Annotated in this window: 16 protein-coding genes; 9 read left to right on the top strand and 7 right to left on the bottom strand. The window is 57.3% G+C overall.

Going from position 1 to position 20,972, the window contains the following annotated elements; all coding sequences use genetic code 11:
* Window positions 1–95 precede the first annotated feature (95 nt).
* A complete protein-coding gene (locus CQ019_RS15180) occupies window positions 96–782 on the bottom strand; it encodes a CE1759 family FMN reductase (protein WP_096289108.1) in 687 nt (228 codons plus the stop codon).
* Window positions 783–940: 158 nt separating this feature from the next.
* Here CQ019_RS15180 and kynA point away from each other — a divergent pair, with 158 nt between their 5' ends.
* Window positions 941–1,810 carry a tryptophan 2,3-dioxygenase gene (gene kynA, locus CQ019_RS15175; RefSeq protein WP_105554234.1) on the top strand — a complete coding sequence of 290 codons (870 nt, stop codon included), beginning with the start codon at window positions 941–943 and terminating at the stop codon, window positions 1,808–1,810.
* A 130-nt stretch (window positions 1,811–1,940) separates the two neighbouring features.
* Window positions 1,941–2,642 carry a PaaX family transcriptional regulator C-terminal domain-containing protein gene (locus tag CQ019_RS15170; RefSeq protein WP_176484311.1) on the top strand — a complete coding sequence of 234 codons (702 nt, stop codon included), beginning with the start codon at window positions 1,941–1,943 and terminating at the stop codon, window positions 2,640–2,642.
* 10 nt (window positions 2,643–2,652) lie between these two features.
* Here CQ019_RS15170 and CQ019_RS15165 read toward each other — a convergent pair whose 3' ends face one another.
* A complete protein-coding gene (locus CQ019_RS15165) occupies window positions 2,653–3,597 on the bottom strand; it encodes a CoA transferase (RefSeq protein ID WP_258134020.1) in 945 nt (314 codons plus the stop codon).
* Window positions 3,598–3,642: 45 nt separating this feature from the next.
* On the opposite strand from CQ019_RS15165, the gene CQ019_RS18805 reads away from it, so the two are divergent.
* A complete protein-coding gene (locus CQ019_RS18805; RefSeq protein ID WP_258134019.1) occupies window positions 3,643–3,858 on the top strand; it encodes a hypothetical protein in 216 nt (71 codons plus the stop codon).
* 324 nt (window positions 3,859–4,182) lie between these two features.
* Here the strand turns inward: CQ019_RS18805 and CQ019_RS15160 are convergent, their stop codons facing one another.
* Window positions 4,183–4,914, bottom strand: coding sequence for a transglycosylase family protein (locus CQ019_RS15160; protein WP_096289114.1), 732 nt, complete (start codon window positions 4,912–4,914; stop codon window positions 4,183–4,185).
* A 210-nt stretch (window positions 4,915–5,124) separates the two neighbouring features.
* The gene (locus CQ019_RS18340) at window positions 5,125–5,340 is read right to left on the bottom strand and encodes a hypothetical protein (protein ID WP_141393623.1); all 216 of its coding nucleotides are present in this window, start codon (window positions 5,338–5,340) and stop codon (window positions 5,125–5,127) included.
* A 144-nt stretch (window positions 5,341–5,484) separates the two neighbouring features.
* On the opposite strand from CQ019_RS18340, the gene CQ019_RS15155 reads away from it, so the two are divergent.
* Window positions 5,485–6,663, top strand: coding sequence for a YihY/virulence factor BrkB family protein (locus CQ019_RS15155; protein ID WP_105554182.1), 1,179 nt, complete (start codon window positions 5,485–5,487; stop codon window positions 6,661–6,663).
* Here the strand turns inward: CQ019_RS15155 and CQ019_RS15150 are convergent.
* Window positions 6,631–7,539, bottom strand: a complete 909-nt coding sequence (locus CQ019_RS15150; protein WP_181148534.1) for a M50 family metallopeptidase — start codon at window positions 7,537–7,539, stop codon at window positions 6,631–6,633. The genes CQ019_RS15155 and CQ019_RS15150 overlap by 33 nt on opposite strands.
* On the opposite strand from CQ019_RS15150, the gene CQ019_RS15145 reads away from it, so the two are divergent.
* Together CQ019_RS15145 and CQ019_RS15140 are read left to right on the top strand one after the other, a co-directional pair.
* Window positions 7,523–7,828 carry a hypothetical protein gene (locus CQ019_RS15145; RefSeq protein WP_308727265.1) on the top strand — a complete coding sequence of 102 codons (306 nt, stop codon included), beginning with the start codon at window positions 7,523–7,525 and terminating at the stop codon, window positions 7,826–7,828. The two genes, CQ019_RS15150 and CQ019_RS15145, sit on opposite strands and share 17 nt — an antisense overlap.
* Before the next feature lie 212 nt (window positions 7,829–8,040).
* On the top strand, window positions 8,041–11,364 hold the full coding sequence (locus CQ019_RS15140) for a bifunctional RecB family nuclease/DEAD/DEAH box helicase (protein ID WP_258134017.1): 3,324 nt from the start codon (window positions 8,041–8,043) through the stop codon (window positions 11,362–11,364).
* Between the two features lie 31 nt (window positions 11,365–11,395).
* Here the strand turns inward: CQ019_RS15140 and CQ019_RS15135 are convergent, their stop codons facing one another.
* A complete protein-coding gene (locus tag CQ019_RS15135) occupies window positions 11,396–12,661 on the bottom strand; it encodes a polysaccharide deacetylase (RefSeq protein ID WP_096289124.1) in 1,266 nt (421 codons plus the stop codon).
* A gap of 219 nt (window positions 12,662–12,880) precedes the next feature.
* Here CQ019_RS15135 and CQ019_RS15130 point away from each other — a divergent pair, with 219 nt between their 5' ends.
* The 3 genes from CQ019_RS15130 to CQ019_RS15120 are packed head-to-tail and all read left to right on the top strand — an operon-like array spanning window position 12,881 to window position 18,366.
* On the top strand, window positions 12,881–14,347 hold the full coding sequence (locus tag CQ019_RS15130; protein ID WP_308727264.1) for a DUF3375 domain-containing protein: 1,467 nt from the start codon (window positions 12,881–12,883) through the stop codon (window positions 14,345–14,347).
* A complete protein-coding gene (locus CQ019_RS15125) occupies window positions 14,344–15,030 on the top strand; it encodes a DUF4194 domain-containing protein (RefSeq protein WP_105570039.1) in 687 nt (228 codons plus the stop codon). Before CQ019_RS15130 ends, CQ019_RS15125 begins: the two co-directional genes overlap by 4 nt.
* A gap of 3 nt (window positions 15,031–15,033) precedes the next feature.
* A complete protein-coding gene (locus tag CQ019_RS15120) occupies window positions 15,034–18,366 on the top strand; it encodes an ATP-binding protein (RefSeq protein ID WP_105570038.1) in 3,333 nt (1,110 codons plus the stop codon).
* A gap of 116 nt (window positions 18,367–18,482) precedes the next feature.
* Here the strand turns inward: CQ019_RS15120 and CQ019_RS15115 are convergent, their stop codons facing one another.
* On the bottom strand, window positions 18,483–20,969 hold the full coding sequence (locus CQ019_RS15115) for an ABC transporter permease (RefSeq protein WP_105570037.1): 2,487 nt from the start codon (window positions 20,967–20,969) through the stop codon (window positions 18,483–18,485).
* Window positions 20,970–20,972: the final 3 nt, after the last annotated feature.

The following is a 20,972-nucleotide window of genomic DNA, read 5'->3' as shown; positions in this document are numbered from 1 at the left end:
TCACAAGTAAATATGCTATCGAGCTTCAAGGCTTCTGGCACATCGTACTAACATCCGCCGCCCGCAACGTCCGGAGGCAACGGCTAGATCGTGGATCAGCTTTTGCTCCCCTGGATGTTCGCCAGTAGGGCTTCGAACGGAAGTGTGGTTAGCGGGTCGTTGGGGTTTGCCGTGTCGCTGACCGATGGAGCAATCGAGCGCGTATCCGCCAGATCGGTATCGGCTTGGAGGTTTCCTCCATCCGCGGCAAGGGCCACAATGACCTCGCGAGCCACCCGCCGGGTGCGTTCGGCCAGGGTCCCGGCAAGGCCCTCGCCGCCAAAATCTTCCGAAGCGGCAAAAACGGTAGTAGGCATGATCTGCGTACGCAGGTAGGAGAAGATCGGTCGCATGGCGTAGTCCACGGCAAGTTGATGGCGCTGCGAGCCGGCAGTTGCAGCCAAAACTACCGGCTTTCCGTCCAGCGACCTCGGATCCAGGATGTCGATAAAGGATTTGAACAGTCCCGAAATCGAGGCCGAAAAGACCGGAGTGACAGCCACCAGTACGTCGGAATTCACAACCGCATCCACGACTTCCTGCAGCGCAGGTGGAGCGAACCCGGTAAGCATGTTATTCACGATGTCCTGCGCAAATTCACGCAATTCTACGTTGAGTACGTCGGCTTGGACTCCTGCACCGGCCAGTTCCGCTGCGACGCTTTCACCGATCTGGCGCCCGAGCAGCGAGGTGCTCGAAGGGTTGCCCAGTCCGCCGGAGATGACCACGATTGATTTGCTCATTATTCCCATCCTGAATCCAAATTTTATATGCGTATGCATGTAATAACGGGCGGGCGGTTGATTCTATTCCCGCCCCGGCGCGAATGCCCCTGCAGCTCATCTTGGGAACTTGTTTTCATTATTGTGACGGTCGCAAAGATATTGATACGATGATCTTTATGAGTAATGACCATGCAGAGTCCAAGAATCAGCGCGACATCGAGTCCGGCGTTCGCACCGATTTCCGAAATGCCATGTCGTACGGAAGCTACCTGGATTTGGAACGCATCCTTTCGGCCCAGCACCCGGTCAGCGTCCCAGAGCATCACGACGAAATGCTGTTCATTATTCAGCACCAGACCAGCGAACTCTGGCTGAAGCTGATGCTGCATGAACTGCTCGAAGCTCGCCGGCTGATCGACTCGGACGACCTCGGCAAGGCCCTGAAATGCCTCGCTCGTGTGAAACATATCCAGAAAACCCTCACCGAGCAGTGGTCTGTTCTCGCAACGCTCACACCACGCGAATACGCGCAGTTCCGTGGTTTCCTCGGCTCATCCTCGGGTTTTCAGTCATTCCAATACCGTGCGGTGGAGTTTATCCTCGGCAACAAGCACGAAGGCATGCTCAAGGTGCACGAATCAGACCCGAAGGCACACGAAACGCTCACCGAGCTACTTAACGAACCAACACTTTACGACGCCTTCCTCGCTGCGCTTTCGCGCAAGGGCTACCAGATCTCCTCAGAAATCCTCGAACGCGATGTCACCAAGCCCTGGGAATTCCAAGCGTCGCTAGTGCCAATCTTCAAGGAAATCTACGAGTCCGAAGATACCGTGTGGAATCTCTACCAGGCCTGTGAAGACCTAGTGGATCTGGAAGACAACTTCCAAGCTTGGCGCTTCCGCCACTTGCGCGTGGTGCAACGAACCATCGGCTTCAAATCCGGGACCGGCGGCTCATCAGGCGTCAGCTTCCTGAAACGCGCACTGGACCTGACCTTCTTCCCCGAGCTCTTTGCGGTGCGTACAGAAATTGGCTCCGACTAGCCCCCTTGCCGCATTCGCCCTTGATGATTTCGAGTCTAGGACCGGTAGCGCGGCGTCGGTGGTACGCACCATTGCCGGCCTCTACCTGCGCCATGAGACAACGCCGGTTCCACGTCCCCGAATCATTGAGATGGCTCGAGCGGCAGGGGTGTCGACTCCCGCAGCACAGACCGCTGTTTCGCGGCTCATCGACCGCGGTGTACTGGAAACCGCGGGGCCTGCGGCACTTTCGGTGACCACGCCCGCTATGGCGATGTTTGCCCGCGGCAATAGGCGTATTTTCACTCCGCGTTGCATGGAACATTCCGATCGTTGGGTCCTTGTCGCTTTTTCCTTGCCGGAAGCCCTGCGCGCCACCCGGCATCAGCTGCGCAAACATTTCGTCCAGTTAGGTGGAGGCCTCGTCTCGGCTGGCCTGTGGATCTTCCCCGAATATTTGCAATCCGAGGTCTTGGAAGTCCTGGGAGCCTTGGACGCGAGGAACTACGCCACGCTTTTCATTTCGGAGACATTCGACCACCCGGGATCGGCCCGTGAAGCCTCCGCACAGTGGTGGGACTTGGACAAATTGGCCAAACTCCACCGCTCTTTTCTTGCTGCCACGGCGGGACTCGACGCGACGTCGATAGACGCTGAAGATGCCTATCTCGGCTATGTCGTGCTCATTGATGCGTGGCGAGCCATCCCGTACCTTGATCCGGGTCTCCCCGAACAGATGCTCCCCGATAACTGGCCTGGCCAAGCAAGCCGGGAGCGGTTCGTGGAAATTTCGGCCGCCTTCAAAGACCGGGCTGCGGCACATGCCGAGCACCTGCTGCGCTTGGCGGGCTGAAATCCTTCGATTAGCGCCAGACGGGCTCATCTGTGCCGTAGGGAGCCGGCGGCCCTGCATAATCAAGTGCCAGGCCTCCACACGATAGAGCTGGCGGGGCATAGGTCAGTTCTCCGAACGTACTGTTGATCTTGCGCACTGCGGGTTGACCCAGCGGTTCAATGTCCGCAGTTGGCAAGGGCTGCTCCAGCAGTGCCGTAGCCGTGCGAACCAGCGAGAATCTCGCGTGGCCGGTCATTCCCTGAGTTCTTCGCGCAGCCGCCAAGGACACCACGGCCGCAGCCATCCCGTATCCGGTTGCATGATCCAGCGCCTGCACCGGCAATGCGCCCGGTCTGCCCTCGGCGTCCCGGTAGATATCCGCGATACCGCATGCGGCTTGTACGATGCTGTCGAAGCCACGACGCTTTGCGTAGGGGCCGGTGTCACCCCATGCGCACAACTCGACGATGATTAGATTCGGATAGCGTTCGCGTAGCTGCTGAGTCCGCAATTCGTGCGCCGCTAAAGCACCGGGACGGTACCCGAGTAAAACCACGTCTGCTTCGCTCAACAGCTCATGCACGGTGTTTGCCTGCCGCAGATCGCGCAGGTCAATTTCCGTGCTTCGCTTTCCGAATCCGGTTTCTATGTACTGGCCCTGCAGTTCGGGCATTTGCGGAGGATCGACACGTAGGACGTCGGCACCCAACATCGCTAGGGTACGCGAGGAAGTGGGTCCCGCTATGACCCGGGTGAAGTCCAGGACGCGTAGCCCTCGAAGCGGCTTGGCTAAGTCTTGAGAATATTTCCACAATCGGCCCTGCGACACCTCGCTCATCGCGAACTCGACCCAAGGTCCGGCGGCAGCCGCTTGCCCCATTGCCGTAGCTTGCCATTGCGCGCGCGTTCGAACCTCTGCCGCGATCCCTCCGCAGGCGGTGATCAGTTCGACGACGTCGCCGGCTTCAACCATCAGAAGAGACTCAGCGAGCCGTTCGGGGCGGTCAATCCTCAAGGCTTGGAGCAGGGCGCGACGGTGATGCGGATAATTCGCGTGCGTGCGTATCCAGCCGTCGCTCGTTTGATAGAACCCAGAACAGGCATCGAACGCATCTCTTCGTTGCCCAGCGATGCGCAAGTGTTTCGTGGAAGCAAAGGCGGCGGCAGCCCTGCGAGCATCGATGGTGAACAAATCTTGGCTGCCGGTCAGCTGATTAACCGCCGCGGCACATAATTCGGTGGAGGCAATCGTTAGCCCCTCAACGTCCAAAGGCCCACCCCACCACCGCCGGGGCCCACTCCAGTTCTTTGCACGCAGAGCTGGAAGCAGCCCACACTGGGCAAATTCGGCATCGAGTGAAGGCACATCTCGGAGCTGGGAGGTACTCATCCCCGCGTGAACTGACTTTTAGGCATGTGGCTAGCGTGCCATTGCGCTCAATCACAGGCAAATGCTGCGGATACCGCGGTGCCTGCCCTGCAGACGCAGGGTTAAACACCTTGAGCTCGTGCCATTACCCAGCTGGGTAATGGCACGAGCTCAAGACCAAAAGCGAAATTAGTTCGCTGGTACGTTCAGGGTCTGACCAACCATGATCAGATCTGGGTCATTCAACTGATCGTCGTTCAGCACGAACAATCCACGCCAGTCCTTGACGCCCAAGCTGTCAGCAATCTTCGCAAGAGTATCGCCGGACTTTACGGTGTAGTCCTTGCCCGAGTCGGTAACCTTGATGTTGAAAACTGGTGCCTGAGGTGCCGCTTCAACGTGCTTGCCAGCGCTTGGCTGCGTGACCTTCTTGGAGCTACCGGTGCGCTCCAACGACTGCGAAGGCGCAGCCTTCTTGGTGGTCTGCTGCTTAGGCGCTGCCTGCTGCTTTGGCGCTGCCTGCTGCTTTGGAGCCTGCTTCTTTGGAGCTTCCGGAGCCGAGTTGCCCGATGGCGTGCCGCTCAGCCCAAGCTTCGCCGAGCAAGCTGGCCACGCACCCCAACCCTGTCCGGCCTGGACCTTGGTGGCGATACGAATCTGCTCGGCCTTCGAAGCCTGGTTAGGCATGCCACTGCCGCCGAATGCCTTCCAAGTCTGAAGCGAGAACTGCAAGCCACCGTAGTAACCGTTGCCGGTGTTGATGGACCAGTTGCCACCGGATTCACACTGTGCAAGCTTGTCCCAGCTGCTAGCCGCGGAAGCCGGCACGGTCGAGGCGACGACTGCGGTGCTTGCTACTGCTACGGCGGCCAAGGTGGCTCCACCGCGACGAATGATGTTTTTGGTCTTCTGCTGGATCATGACTCTCCAGTGCCCTTCCACGCTCAGGCCTTCCTAGGCCATCCCTGTGCACCGCTCTGCGTCGCATTTCGACTTTTTTTGAAGTACTGCCCTGGTGAGCGGTTTGGAAGTCCCGGCAGTAGGTGTTTCCCCATAACACTGCGAGTGTTATCGAAACGTTATAAATGACCATAGCGCACGACCCCGCACCCTACGCAACTCAGGATTCTTTCAGAAACCCCGTAAATACAGGTCAAAACGGCCAAAGAAATTTTTTCGACGATCCCTTTTTTGGGCGATTTCTTCGAATCCACCGCCGAAGTTGTTATCTTTTCTAAGTGGATCTTGCTTGTGCTTTTGTGATACAGCTTTCACCGTTTTCTCGCTGTGTCCTCCACCTAGGTTCACTGCCCGATGGTGCACTAACGAGAAAGTTTGTTTCCTCACCGTTCGCCACCTCCTTGCCTGCCGAGCCGCTGATTGGGAAACTTCGATCCACTTCTAACTGCCGCCTCACCGCACGGTATTTAGGTAGTGTGGGACTCGGAATAACAAGTAGTGTTTCTGCAAAACGGCAGATAAGGGAACCCGATGGCATTTAGCGACCGACTGACCAAGGAACGAGTCAGGGAGGCCTTGAGCTGCTATCCCCGGGCGATGCGAGAATTCTTCCGAATCGACGGGCTAGACGGAGCCGCTTCCCTTTCCTACTATATGGTTCTAGCGATGTTCCCCGGACTGCTGGCACTGATCTCTTTGCTTTCGCTGGTTGGAGCAAGCGAAAGTAGCACTCAATGGATTATGGATCTGATTCGCCAAAGCCTCGCTGCTAGCGGACAGCAAACCGGCGACGCCCAGCAACTAGTCGAAACCGCTGAGCAGCTACTCACCGGCCTCGCGAGCTCAGCCAAGGGCACATTTTGGGCCATTTTGATCGGTTCCCTCGGTGCCCTGTGGAGCACCTCCGGATACGTGACCGCATTCAGCCGGCAAATGAACCGGCTTTTCGGTGTACGCGAAGGTCGTCCACAATGGAAGAGACGCCCGCAAATGTTTGCCATCACCGTGCTGATCATGGTCGTGGCCGTGATTTCTTTGGCACTGCTGGTAACGTCCGGTTCGATCGCACGGGCCATGGGAAATCTTTTCGGACTCGGCGACAGCTTCGTGCTGCTGCTGAACATCGCCAAACCGCCAGCCCTATTTGTGATGATCCTGCTGGTTCTTGCCTTGTTGTACCACTTCACCCCGAACGTTAGACGCGTAAAGTTCCATTGGTTTTCCCCAGGAACATTTACGGCTCTGATAGTTCTTGGCCTTTCCGCAGTGGGATTCACCGTCTACCTCGCAAAATTTGCAAGCTACTCGGCCACATACGGAGCGATTGGCGGCGTCATTGTTCTCGTTCTGGCCTGCTGGATCAGCAATATCGCACTCATTATCGGGGCATTGGTAGACATTGAATTTACCCGTCTGCGCCAACTACGAACCGGCCTTGCCTCAGCAGCTGAGGTGCATCTTCCCTTGCGCGACAACACCATGGTGGCTCGCGAACAACTTGCGGTTTACAAGGACTTAGTCCGAGCCCAGGAGATTCGCATCAATCATGGCGGAGATCCATTACAAGATATGGAAATTGACCCGGCCGGACGGACCAAGCGCAAAACAAAGTGGCTGCCGGTTGGCATTGCGGCTGCCACGGCTTGGCTGGTGTCGCGTAGCCGTGCGACTAAAAAGCTAAAACAGCCGAAGAAGACTCTGAACTCCTAAGAATATGCCGGCTCCGCCCAACGCCATGATGACCAACAGCCAAAGCGTGGCAAAGGTCCCGGTGGCGCGGGCAATCAGGTAAGCATCGGATTGCTCAATGTCACGGCGCCGCCAAGTATGAACTGCCAAGACCTTGAGGTAATCACGGATTCCCGAGCAAAGCAGGAATCCGCCAAGGAGCAAGGCCAAATATATGTAAGCACTGGACGGTGCAAAGAAAACGACTCCGAGAGCGACCAAAGCGCTCGCGCTGCACACGACAAATGCTGGCCAGTTACGCACGAAAACTAAGGCAAGCACAAAGAACAACGCGTATATGCCCAAGGCTCTGCCGGCATAGCCGGCGGCAGTGGCCCACAATAATGCAGCCGAGACTAGAAGTGGCGCGGGATAGCCAAAGATCCCAGAAATAATGATCGAGACCTTTCCCCGACCACGGCTGACAACTTCGCCGGAGTGGTCCCAGCCGAGGCGGAGCCCAGTGACGAAGCGCCCGGTGAACAGCGCACTGATTACATGTCCTAGCTCATGGACCAGAGTGGAATACATTCCGGTAATTCGCCATACCGGGCGTGGAAGTACCAGCCCAAGGACAAGGACTAATAGGATTGTCCATTGCCCGGAGACGAGATCAACAGGTTGCGATTCCCATAGCCGAGCCCAAGCTCCATTGAGATCTACAATCATGTTCGCTCCAGATGCATTTCGATCGTCGATTTCTCTCATTCTTTCAATCCCTAGCGCATTCCCCGAATTGCCACTTCGACCATGCACCAACTTCTGGGGATGGTCACAGGTGAGAGCAATACGATTAACGGCAGCATACTGTTGTCGTTTTCTGGAGGTTTCCTTGTCTCGCTTGGCTTCTACCGCCATTGCCGTCACCGGATTGACTGGCGGATACGCCACGGGTCGCATCACCAAGAAGCGCCCACTTGCCGCGGTGGTGTTGGCAGCAGCCGGTACCGGGGCATTCTTCATCTGGAAAAAGGATGCCGGAACAGCCAAGGCAATTGCCTTGGTCGGCGCATACCTCACTGCTTTCGGTGCATCGCACCCATTGTCAAAGAAAATCGGAGCTTGGCCAGCGGTCAACACGGTCACCGCCGCGGTGGGTGTTCTTTCGCTAGTTGTCGGCGGCGCGACGAAGCCTTCGCAAGACTAGGCAACGGACATCAATTGGTCGGGGCAGAGTGCTACGTTGACTAGGTAACCACCCAGTCTGCGAAAGGCACCGCCCCCGTGTTCTTCTTTGGTGATCAGTTCGTCTTTTCGGCTAGTGACCTTGCGGTCGCAGTCGACTGTCATTTTCAATCGTTGTGCCTGCTGGATGTAAAACTCGGGCGCCGGGGAAAGACCGAGTCGGCTACCGACGAAATGCTTGTAAGAACCGCGGAGCTCGGAGACGTCCACGAACGAAACGTGCTTGCGGAACTAATTGAGCAATACGGTGACTACGACCCGCAGTCCGGCACCGGCGTCAAACAGCTCCTCACAAGACCCGAACACAATGCTGCGTCCTTGCAGGCAGCGCACCGCGAAACCATCCAAACGCTTCGCAGCGGTGCGGACGTCATCTTCCAAGCTACGTTCTTTGACGGCTCTTTTATCGGATTCGCCGATTTCTTGGTTCGCCAGCCCGACGGCAGCTGGGCTGTTTGGGACACCAAACTCGCAAGGCATGCCAGGGTTTCCGCATTGCTTCAAGTTGCCGCCTACGCAGACCAACTGCAAGCCGAAAACATAGCCGTACACCCACAAACAACATTGGTTCTTGGCGACGGTACTCACTCGGTGCACCGAATCGACGAGATCCTCCCGGTGTTCCGCGCTCAGCGCGAACGATTTATCAAGATGGTCGGTGAGCACTCCGCAGCCAATGGCCCGGTGCTCTGGGATTCGGACACTATACGCATTTGTGGCCGTTGTGATTTCTGCGCGGAGCAGGTGAGCATCACACGCGATGTGCTGCTGGTAGCCAATATGTCCATGGTGCAACGTGAGAAGCTTCGTCGACAAGGAATCTTCACTATCGACCAGCTTGCCGCAACGAACGCCAAGGAAGGCACCTCGCTGGCCCGCACGGTCGATCAAGCAATAATGCAATTGGGTTTGGGACAGGTGGACGGTACCGAGCAGGGGGTGTCCTACCGGGTGAAGTCGTCGCAAACGATATCGACGCTGCCCAACCCCGACCAAGGTGACATATTCTTCGACTTCGAAGGCGACCCGCTATATCAGGAACCCGTCGATAACTCGTGGGGATTGGAATACCTATTCGGGGTCATTGAAAATGATACTGGAGCACCGGTATTCCGCCCCTTTTGGGCACACAGCCGCGCCGAAGAACGACAAGCCTTCTTGGACTTTATTGAGTACGTGCAAGCGCGCCGTCAGCGCTTCCCGAACATGAAGATCTACCACTACGCGGCCTATGAAAAAAGTGCACTACGTAAACTCTCACAGGTTCATATTGCAGGAGAAGACGAAGTCGACCAGTGGCTCCGCGACAATCTACTCATTGATCTCTATGAAACGGTACGAAACTCGTTGGTGGTGTCCACCCGTTCGTATTCAATCAAGAAGCTTGAACCGCTTTATATGAAAGAGCATCTGCGCTCCGGTGATGTCACCGATGCGGGTGCTTCCGTGGTCGCCTATGCCCACTATGTATCTGCGCTGGCCTCCGGTGCTGATGCGCAGGCAGCGCAGATTCTCGAATCAATCGCTGACTACAATGAATACGATTGCCTGTCGACGCTTCGCTTGCGCGATTGGCTCTTGTCGCTCGTAGACTTCCAGCCACAAAGGCATCCTGATGTAGAGCTTTTGGACGAAGTCCCCGACGAATATGAGCCCACCGAAGAAGAGCTACGGCTCCAAGAATATTTGGCCGGGCTCCCGCACAACCAAGCACTGAGTGACGATGACCGGGCAATCGCCATGGTCGCGGCGGCCACTGGCTACAATCGCCGCGAGAGAAAGCAGTTCTGGTGGGAGCATTTCGACCGGCTCTCCGCACCTATGGACGATTGGTCCGAGGTACGCGGCATCTTCACGGTGGACTCCGCAGAGCTACTTGAAGATTGGCATAAAGCAACCGAACGCGCCCGGACGTTGACCAGAGTCACCAAGCTTTACGGAACTCTGGCCGAAGGATCACTGCTCAGCCCGGGCACCGGGGTCTTTGCCATGTTTGCCGCACCCCTGCCCGAAGGCATGGAAGCAGGCGACGACGCGCTTCGCGGCGGAGCTTTCAACGCCACGGTGGTCGAGGTTGGCGAAGGATGGATTGCCATCGCAGAAAAGACCAGTGGGAAAGTCTCCGAATACGGGTCTTTCCCCGTCGCGCTCACCCCAGGCCAGCCAATAGCCACCAAAAGCATTGACGAAGCATTGGCACAGATCGCCCAAGAGGTAGGTGCCATTGTCCCGGAGCTACCGCAACAGCCTGGCATAGATATTCTGCGTCGAATTCCACCGCGGTTGAAAACTCTAGCTACCCCGACCGCCCCAGCAATAGTGGACGGTAACGCCCAAGTTTATCCTGCCTTGGTGGAAGCCCTGAAGGACTTGGATCATTCTTATCTTGCTGTTCAGGGCCCTCCGGGCACCGGCAAGACCTTTGTCGCTTCGCATGTGATTCACGAATTGGTTAAGGACGGCTGGAAGATTGGAGTCGTCGCCCAATCTCACGCGGTAGTTGAAAACGTTTTGCGCAAGGCCATCGAAGCAGGCGTGCACCCCGATCAGGTTGCGAAGGAAGTCAAGCACAAGGACCCGGTGCCGTGGACTGGTATCAGCGCCGCGGCGATTGACGATGCGATCCGCTCTGCAGACGGTGCGCTAGTTGGCGGCACCGCGTGGACGATGACCGGCAAACGGATCCCGGCCGCGAGTTTGGATTTATTGGTCATCGACGAAGCCGGACAGTTTTCGCTGGCTAACACCTTGGCCGTTTCACGGGCAGCACGTAACCTTCTGCTGCTCGGAGATCCGCAACAGTTACCGCAGGTAACCCAGGGTTCTCATCCCCAGCCTGTGGATGAATCAGCATTGGGCTGGCTATCCGAAGGTCGCCCGGTACTACCGGAGGAATTGGGCTACTTCCTTGCAACATCATGGCGCATGCACCCGCAGCTTTGCGAAAAAGTCTCGGCGTTGAGCTACGACCACAAGTTGTTCTCCGCGAAGGCCGCGGGGCTCCGCGAACTGAGAGGAACAGCCCCTGGCGTTGAGACCCGCATCGTGCAGCACCGTGGGAACACGACCAGCAGTGCCGAAGAAGCCTCAACCATTGCGGGGCTAGTCCGCGAGCATCTGGGAATGCTGTGGAATCCGGGTGGCGGGAAGGAACCGCGGGTACTGGCCGAAGCAGACATTCTTGTCGTGGCCGCCTACAACGCCCAGGTGAATCTGGTGCGCGAGATCCTTGACGGGGAACAGCTTTCCGGGGTGAAGGTCGGCACGGTGGACAAATTCCAGGGTCAAGAAGCACCAGTGGTACTGGTGACAATGGCCTGTTCAAGCGCCGACGATGCTTCACGAGGTATCGATTTCCTGTTGAACCGAAATCGCATCAACGTGGCCATCTCCCGAGGCCAGTGGAAAGCGGTGATCGTGCGTAGCGAGCGACTCACCGACTTCCTGCCATCGAATCCCGCCGCATTGTCGCAACTCGGTGCTTTCATGGCGCTTTAACCATTGGCCGTCCATCGATTCGGCGCGTCTTTCACCGCGCCGAATCGATAACTTCTGCTACGTCAAAGAAGGACTTCAGCACGGGCCGATCCCCGCGTTGCTCTTTGTCGAATTGCAGGCCATCGACGTTTATTCGCATCTGCCGCTGGTAATCATCGCGTTGCTGCATCCATGCGGTGATGGTGCCGTCTACACCGTAGAAGTACATAAACCCTTCCTTCTTCAACAGCTCAAATCGTGCACCCGAGTATGACCCGGTGCGAGCGATATCTGAGCCAAAAGGGTAAATGAACTGATCGGTTTCGCCCAGGATTGGTTCGACTTCGTCCTTCCACAGCTTCATGTCACGTTTGAAACGGCCCAGGCTCACGGTTCCGGTTGCGATATGACCCCATGAATGAGAGGCGAAGACCCACCCTTCCTTTTTCATCGCCTCGGCGATTTTGGTTGCTTCTTCCCGGTCCTTTTTAAGATTCTTACTATCCGGATATTGGCTTTGCGAAGTCCGGTAGCCGAATACACCGTTATAGCCGGTCATGGCGATGATCCCGCGAGCATCCCGGTAGGAAAAATCCGGATGCTCGGCTACAAAGTCATCGAGCACTGTGGTCACGTCGTACGCGCCCACATGCTTCTTACCGTCACCGTCTACATATTCGTTTCGGACGTTGCCCTTCTTATCGAGCACCAGCCGGTCGGCGAAACCATCGCCTTCCATATATTCGTAGTAGCTCAGGTCATCAAGGGATAAGACGATGGGTTTTTTCCCGGCCGGAAGCATAATTTCCCGGTAGCTCATATTTTTCTTCTTATCGAGACCGGCGAAGTCAGCAGGGTTGACCAGCACGAAATCACGGCTGTGCAGCTCTTGGAGGATCGCTTCAAATTCCTTTTGCGTCACCATATAGTCCCGGTAGCCCTGTGCCCTATTGTCTTTATCGAAGGCGCGCTTCGGATCAACAACGAGCGAGTGGAAGAATAAGTGCGGAATCTGGTCGGGGTGTTCCCACGCAGAGGTGCCCTTCTTTTCAGATTCGAGACCCCGAACCAAGTCGTTGAGTTTGGCGCTAGGGTCTTCCTCCGCCAGTTTGATGGCGGCGTTGTAGTCGTACCCGTCGGCAAGTCGATTGATCTGGGCAAGGACGCCTTCTTCGCGTGCAGCTTCATCTGCAGCCTTTTGAGCCTCTACGGCTGCTTGAGACGCGCTACTAGCAGCTATTTCAGGGTCGACTTGGTCACTACAACCGGCCAATGCCAAGACGACTGTGGCCACTACCGCGATCTTGATGTGCTTCACTTCGCATCTCTCTCCTCGTAGCGGCTATCCCCATGGACGCTACGATTTCTCCTTGCCATCACCTTGTTTCCGACCTTACACATACTTATCTGGGGTTTGTACCCTTGGACGCAGTCGGCCGGGCAACAACTTGGCAACACTTTTCACTTCACAATTTCTCACATGAACCTTCAGGCTCGATGGCTTAGAATTGATAGGTTAGGCGTCGAAAGATCAAGGATGTACATGCAGCCCTCGCATCGCGCGAACAGCTTGTGGCTTCAGTCCCAGCAGTTCAGGAGTTCGGCAGCATATCGGCTTCTTACCGCGCAGCCTTGGGCTGTTGCCTTTATCCGATCAGAATTTACTGCGGACAAGCCACGTGTAGCCCTAGAACTTTTCCATGCTTCATTGGATTCGTTCTTGAAGCTCGCTCGCACCAGCGACGAACAGATTCCCCAAACGTATTCCGCCCAAGACTTCGCCGAGGTCTGGGTCAAGCAGGGAATCTTGGCCCGTCCCCTGATCGACGGGCGTTTCGTCTACGAACCGAGCGCACAGACCTTGCGTACCCTGCGTTTCCTCGCAGATTTTTCGGCTGACGACTCGCACCTGAACTCTTCTCGCTTGAATACCTTGCTGTCCTCGCTGGAGTCCTTAGCCCACGAGACAGATCCAGACCCTGAAGCGCGTATTCGTGCCTTGGAGTCACAGATTGCCATGCGGCAAGCGCAGATCAATGAACTGCGCACCGGTGATGCTCCTGCGGTGCTTTCGCGTGCCACCGCGCTGTCCGCGACTCGCTCGGTGCTTGACTTGGCTTCGAGCCTTCCTGCCGACTTCCGCCTAATGCGCGACGGGGTTCAGGAGATGTTGCATTCCCTACGGGAAGGCATCTTGGACGCGTCTACGGCAAAAGGCGTTGCGGTAGGCCAAGTCTTAGAAGCCGACCGCCAGCTCCGTTCAACCGCCGAGGGCGAGACCTTCCGGGGCTTCACGGAGTTCCTCAACTCTCCAGACGCGCAACAGCGTTTCCGCGCCGCACTTTCTGAAGTCCTAGAACGCAACTTCGTGGACGACCTCGATACTCCGGAACGCCAGATTCTGACCAATTTGCTTCGTGAGCTCCGACGTCAGGCAGCAGAAGTCCATACTTCGTACGGAAAGCTCTCCGAATCGCTGCATGCCTTTGTTCAGTCTGAGGACTACCAACAAGCACAGCTTCTGCGCCAGGCGGTACGTAGTGCTGAAGCGGCGATCGTGAAGTCTGTGACGCTCAGGCCACGCAGTGCTTTGGCTCCGCTTGAACTTTTCGCCCCACAGTTCATGACGCTTGCTGGCCTAGGCATCTTTGACCCGTCCGAGCATGTGGCCCCGCCGCCGTTGGCGGCAGCACCGGACTACAGCGCCTCCGATATCGTGCGCACCCCATCCACTCCGCAAGCGAATATGGCTTTCCTCCGTGAGTCGGTAACAAGCAAGCTTGGCCACCGCTCAGAGGATCGGCTCCCGCTCGATGAAATTTTCAATGATCTGCCCGAAGAGCACCGCCATCTGAATACCGTGCGTGCCTTGATCGAAATAGGCCGGACCAACGGCGAATCACTGAGTGAAACGGATTTGATGACCATCACCTTCCGGCAGATTGATGGTTCTGAACGTACAGCAATTCTTCCCGCCCTAACTTTCACGAAGGAGCCGCTATGACCAGCACAAATTCATATGCTGCACCCATCACCGAATCGCTCTTTGAGGGAGACCGCGGCAACTTCTCATTGGAGCTGCGGCAATTACTAGTACGTTTGCTACGCGGCCCCTACCTCGATGGGTCAAACGACCCGGCGGCTTGGCAGCTATTGCTAGACCAGCAGGAAGTAGTAGGAGCCTATGTTTCGGAAATTTTTCTGACCATCTCCATGGACACGGATCGAAAAATTGCGATGCTTACTCCAGCGCAAATCGATCAGGTGCACACCTCTCCGATTGCCCCGCGCCGCGCCTTGAAGCGCGACGAAACCTTGCTCGCGCTACGCCTGCGCCTACTGCTGGAACAGCATTCCGGCACCGGAACCGACGCAGTCCTTTCACGAAGCGCCATGCATGAGATCTTGGCCGAACATCGTAGTCCCTCCGATCGCGATGACAAACGCTTTGCCGAATCCTGTGACGCGGCAATTGCCCGGCTGAATTCCCTGCGCTTGCTCACCGGCACGGAATTAGCCGACGAATTCAGGATTTCTCCGGCCCTAGCGATGGCCCTGCCCATTTCACGAATCGAAGATATTCCCCAATATATCGCTGCGATCGATGCAAACGAATCGACGCTGAATCTGTCCGCCGACACTTCCGAAGAACTGTCCCTGGATTCAACCGACCTGGTGCAGGAGTAGCCGATGAGTATAGAAATGACCCTCCCGCTCGGTGTCGCCCTCAACCCGGGACAGCATCGGCTCTGCCGGATCCAGATCGTTAACTGGGGCACTTTCCACGGCCTGCACAACCTTGAAATTGATCGCGCTGGAACGCTGGTCACCGGACACCCCGGCGTGGGTAAGTCGACCTTGTTTGATGCCATGGGGCACATCTTCTTTGCGACCCCCAAGCTCAACGAGTCTGCAAACGATGCCGCAACTCGCGCCGATCGCCGCACCACCTTCTCCTACCTGCGTGGCCGCAAGTTCAAGACCAGCTCGGGCACCGTCTATCAGCGCCCCGGCGCTACATGGAGCGCCATCTTGCTGGGCTACGAGGATGGCCTGGGCAACACCGTCAGCATTGGCGCGGTTTTCGACCTGCCAGACGCAGGGTTAGAGAATCAGGTGTCCAAGCATTATCTGCTCAGTGAAGGCGCGCTGGATATTGCGGAGCTTGAACATCATGGGCCACGACGTTTTACCGTGTCTTCGCTGTCCAAGTCTTTGGAACCAACCGAGGCATTTGATACGCACAAGGCCTTCATCGAACGTGTCCGCCGCCGCCTTGGGGTGGAAAGCGACAAGGCTTTTGCCTTGCTTCGCACCTTGCAAAACGGCAAAGGGTTGGCGAAGGGTGTCAACCAGTTTTTCCGTCACGAGGTGTTGGAAGAACCCACCACGCTGAAAGCGGCAGCGGCGGCGGTGGAGGACTTCGCCCATCTGCGCGGCATCTACCGTCAATTGGATACGGCGCGCGCACAGCGCGATGTGCTGGCCCAGGTTCCAGAGCAGGATCAGGTTTATCGAACGCTCGCCCAACGCATCGGCGAGACCGAACAGCTGCTCAATAGCGATCTGCAGCAACTCGATGCCAAGGTCCGCCAGCATATTCTGCGCAACGACTTGCACCGTCATCAACGCGAACTAGCCGAGCTCAAGGAACAAGAAGCTGACATTCTGGCGCGCAAGAGCCGGACCGAGGGCCAGCTTCAGTCGCTCGCGGCGGCCCACGATTCCGCTGGTTCAGCCTCGCTGATGCTACTAGAGCGTGAGGCGGATGCGGCACGCAAGGCACTTTCGGAAAAGGAATCCGCGTTACGCGCGTTGCAGGAACAGGCGACCGCTGCCGGCTTGAACTTCGAGTTCAGCGCCACCGGGCTCGATGAGCTGCGCGGGAATGCCGCCCGGACCATGCAACAGCTGGCTTCCATCACCAAAGATGCGCAGACGGTTGAGTACGAGGCCATGGCCTCGCTGATGGCGCTGCGCAAGCGTGCAGAAGCATTGGACGAGCAGATTCGTTCCTACCAGCGCCGTGGCACGAATATCGATGACCGTTCAGTGGCAGCACGCAGAGCCATCGCATCGGCTTGTTCCTTGAGCGAAGAGCAGTTGCCCTTCGCTGGCGAACTGATGGATGTGGCCGCTGACTCGGCCATCTGGCGGCTGGCTGCCGAAAAGGCATTGCGCTCGCTGGCTCGCACCATTTTGGTGCCAGGCGAATTCCTCACCCAGGTAACGCACGCAATTGACGAACTCGACGGATTGGGTCGAGTACGTTGGGTCGATACGTCGGTCAAACCACGCGAAGCAGAAGCCGGACCGGCCGATTTGGTCAGCAAACTCGACTTTGCTTCAGGTGAAGCGGGAACCTGGCTGCGCACCAAGATCACCGCCGATTATCCGCTGGCCTGTGTGGAGAATGACGCGGCGATGCATGTGCATCCCAAGGCCATCACTCCCGCAGGAACCATCAAATCCGGTGCGGGTAGCTTTGAACGCGATACCCGCAGCGTCCCGGCCTCTGATTATCTGCTTGGTTTCACCAACGAATCCAAAATTTCGGAATTGCAGAACAAAGCCGAACGCCTCAAGGAACAGATCCTGAAAGCCCAGGATGCCGCCGATGAACGGACGGCAGCAAAAAACCAAGTCGTTGCGAAGTCTCAGCTGCTTGCGGCCATCGTTGCCGACGAACGCAATTTTGCCCAGCTAGATGCTTCAGCTGCGCTAGATTCCCTGCGTCGCAGCGAGCAGAAGCTCGGCGACGCACTGGTGCTTTCGGGCGATTCTTCGAAAATTCGCCAGCAGATCGAAAACGCAAAGGCAGATTCTGAGCAGTTGGTTGGCGACCTCGCGTTGGTGCGCTCGCGTATTGATGATCTAGAGCTACAGAACGAACGTGCGCAGAAAGTGCTCGCAACCACCGAAGGTGAGGATGCAAACGGCAACTGGGTCTCCGCTGTCCCTACTCATCTGCGTCACCATGCGATCCTTGGCCCGATTTTGGAACAGGTGGCTGCGGGCGATTGCCCGCCAGTAGATTCCATTGGCGAAGCCTTCGCCGAGGTCAAGGTGCAGCTAGGCGGCCAGCTCAACGATTTCTCCTCGCAACGCCATGAAGTAGGTGGGGCGCTAAGCGACACCTTCAAACGCTTTGCCCGAGAATTCGGTACCTCGCACGCGCAGACGCACGGAACAACTCCGGAAGCCGCCGAGCACTATGCCAAACTGCATGGTCAGATCGTTGCAGACGGATTGCCCCACCACGAAGCACAGTTCCGCGAGTACTTTGCCAACCGTTCCTACGAACGCTTCAGCGACCTGTTGCAGCTGCTTGACGAGGAACGCCGGATGATTTCCGAGCGAATCAAACCGCTAAACCAGATCCTTGCCGATGTCACCTTCGAACATGGCTCGATGCTGCGGTTGGAAGTTGAAAACTCGATTCCCGTTGAGGCTGGAACCTTCCGCAAGGAACTGAAGGCGGCATTAAATGACGCCTACACCACCAAGGAAGAAAGTACCCTGGCGAAGTCCTACCAGGCACTTGAAGCCCTAGTTTCCGCACTGAGCGATCCAGGCTTGAACGCCTGGCGGTCTACCGTGCTGGATGTTCGGCAACACGTGGTGATTAGCTGCAATGAGCACAAGCCGAACGGAGAGGTGGAGACCGGCCTGGAACCTGGCACGCTATCCGGTGGTGAGGGCCAGCGCTTCACGTCCTTCATCATGGGCGCAGCCCTGGCCTATCAGTTGGGCTTTGCCTCGGCGGGTTTCACTTCCTACGGCACCGTGATGATTGACGAAGCGTTCATCCAAGCGAACTCCGAATATGCGGCAGCTGGCATCCGTGCGCTGCAGGAGTTCGGTTTCCATCTGGTTCTGGCGGCGCCGGAAGACAAGATCGATTTGAGCCACCACCTGGGTTCCATTATCGATATCATCAAGCATCCGGGATCTAATATCTCCGGCTTCGTCACTACTGGTCGCTCCCCGGCGCTGGCCACCACCATTACGCTGCGTGGTTAGCGCGGCAAGACAACAGGCAGCACCCAGCCCTGCTCCCAGGAGCATTTCGGCAAATTAAACACGACGGGGTCGGAATAGTTGCTCATCAACTATTCCGACCCTTGCCGCATCATCAATTACTCGGTAGCGAGCCCCTCCACCGGAGATAGCTTCGCCGCACGACGTCCTGGTGTAATCGAAGCAAGCAACGCTGCCAGGAGGCTCACCAGCAGAACCGCCGCCAGCTGCAGCCATGGGATCTCGTAGCTCATACTTCCCACGCTGGACAAGGCGCTGTGCGCACCGAGCAATCCGTAGACCGCGCCGAGAATGAGTCCCAGCAAGGCTGCCACGCCACCGATCAGCACCGCCTCCGTGGCAAGCATGGAACGCAACTGCTTCTTCTTCAGCCCCAATGCGCGCAGCAGGGCGTTTTCCCGGGTGCGTTCGAGCACCGACAGGCTCAACGTGTTGGCCACGCCGATCAATGCGATCAGCACGGCTACGGCAAGCAGACCCGAAACGATCATCAGCAACACGTCGATAATCTGGGAGAACATTGCCTTCTCCGTCACGCCGCCGGAAATCATCGAATTTTCAACACCCGCGACATCCGCAATGGATTCCACCAGCTCAGTGACCGCCCCATTGGAGAGCGACGGATCAACCTTGATCGCTACCCCGGACTTCCCCTCCTTGTCGGAGATGCCTAGTTTGGCTGCGGTGTTTTCGGTCAATGTGTTCGAAACGAAGCTTGCCGAAGTAGTTCTGAGCTTCACCGGCTGACCGTTGACCGTCGCGTGGTCCGCCTCGATCTGCCACCAGGTCGAAAGCAATTCGCCATCTCGTGGAACGATCTGCTCGTCATGGACTACCGATGCGTACGACTCCGGGTCGACAACCATCGCGTACTCTTCGCTCGAGGAACCGTCGGGGAATTCGGTGGCAACGGTGCGCATGGTGTACGCCGACACGCTTTCAACGCCCTCCAGCTCGGCGAGCTTAGGCGCCACGGAGTCACTAGTCAAAGTGTCTTGAGCCACCGTCAAGTCGATCGGGTATTCGCCGCTGATGCTCCCATTCAAGGTGGCCTTGGCACTCTGCCCGCCGACCATGATCATCGAGACTAGCGTGACGCCGATCAGCAGCGCGGTGGCAGTAGCGGTGGTGCGTCCGGGGTTTCGAACGGCGTTGAGCGAAGCCAGCCTGCCAGCCACCGAGCGACCGGTCATCAGCTTGCCGATACCGAACACCGTAGCCGGAACAAACAACGAGGCCAGCATCAAAATGCCGGGGAAGGACAACAGCCCACCGGCGAAGGCAATCAGCAGCTCGGAATTGAGTGCTCCATAGGCTAGCAAGGCTGCGCCTGCGAGCGTCAGTAACGAGCCGAAGATGATGCGTACGAGGCCTGCACGGTTCTTGACGCTGGCCGCATCAAATGGGCGCAAGGCGGCAAGCGGGGCCAGGCTCATGGCTCGACGCGCCGGCAGCCAGGCAGCCAGAACAGTCATCACGATACCGACGGCCAAAGGAATAATGATGCCGCGAGCATCCACGGCCAAAGTTGCGTAGGACATTTCAGGTACTAGATTTCGCAGCAGCTGAATCAGGCCTGCCATCAGTGCCACGGCCAGAGCTACACCCACCACCGAAGCGATAACGCCGATCAGCAGCGCTTCGATCAGCACCGAGCTGCGGATCTGTGCGCGTTTGGCACCCAGGGTGCGCAAGAGCGCCAGCTCGCGGGTGCGTTGCGCGATGACTACCGAGAAGGTATTCATCACCACCAGACCGGTGACTATCAGCGCGACCAAGGCAAAGACCAGCAAGATGATGGTCAGCTGATCGGTTCCTCCGGTCATGCTTGCCACGTCGTCGAGCACCTGTTCGTCGGCGGTGTTGACCACCACATCGACCAAGTCCTTGCCATGGAAATACTCGGCCACTGCGGCTTGGGTTTGAGCGACGTCCTTCTCTGCATCGATCACCAGCCTGTTCAGCTGGGCATTCTCGCCTGCAAAGCGTTCCCAAGCGTCTTCTTGCATGGCGAGCTGGGCGAAGGAGGAAGACATCGGATCGGTGGTAGTCTCCACGATTCCGACGACTTTCAATTCACGCATCTTCGCGTTATCCTCCATGCTCGACAACGCGACGGTGTCGGCAACTGAGAGGCCCATCTGCTCGGCATGCTCCTGGTCGATCACGACCTCATCGGCGCCCAGCGGGGCACGTCCCTCGAGCATCGACATACCCGAGAGCTTATTTTCTGCGGAGATGGGTTGCAGCATTACGGTGTAGCCGTTGTCGCCGGTACGCAATGCTGCGCCCATGACTCCGTCGCCATAAACGCCTGAGACTTCGGGAAGATCACGGATTTCACGGACCGTATCCATGCTCAGCATGCTCGTGTCGCGATCGTTGGGTGTTAGCTCCCAATCGACCGAGGCCACCAGGTCGGCGTTCTTATATGAGTCGCCCAAGCTATTCTTTAGCGTTGCACGCGTAGAGGAATCCACCGCGAGGGTGGCGCCAAGGAAGGCCGTGCCAATGGCGACGGCCAGGAGCACGGCGATATACCGTCGCGCATAAGTTTTAATGTTCGCTATTGCTACCTGAAGCATGAT

Source organism: Arthrobacter sp. MYb229 (genome assembly GCF_002975405.1).
GTDB lineage: Bacteria > Actinomycetota > Actinomycetes > Actinomycetales > Micrococcaceae > Glutamicibacter.
This window is presented reverse-complemented; position numbering and strand designations above follow the sequence as displayed.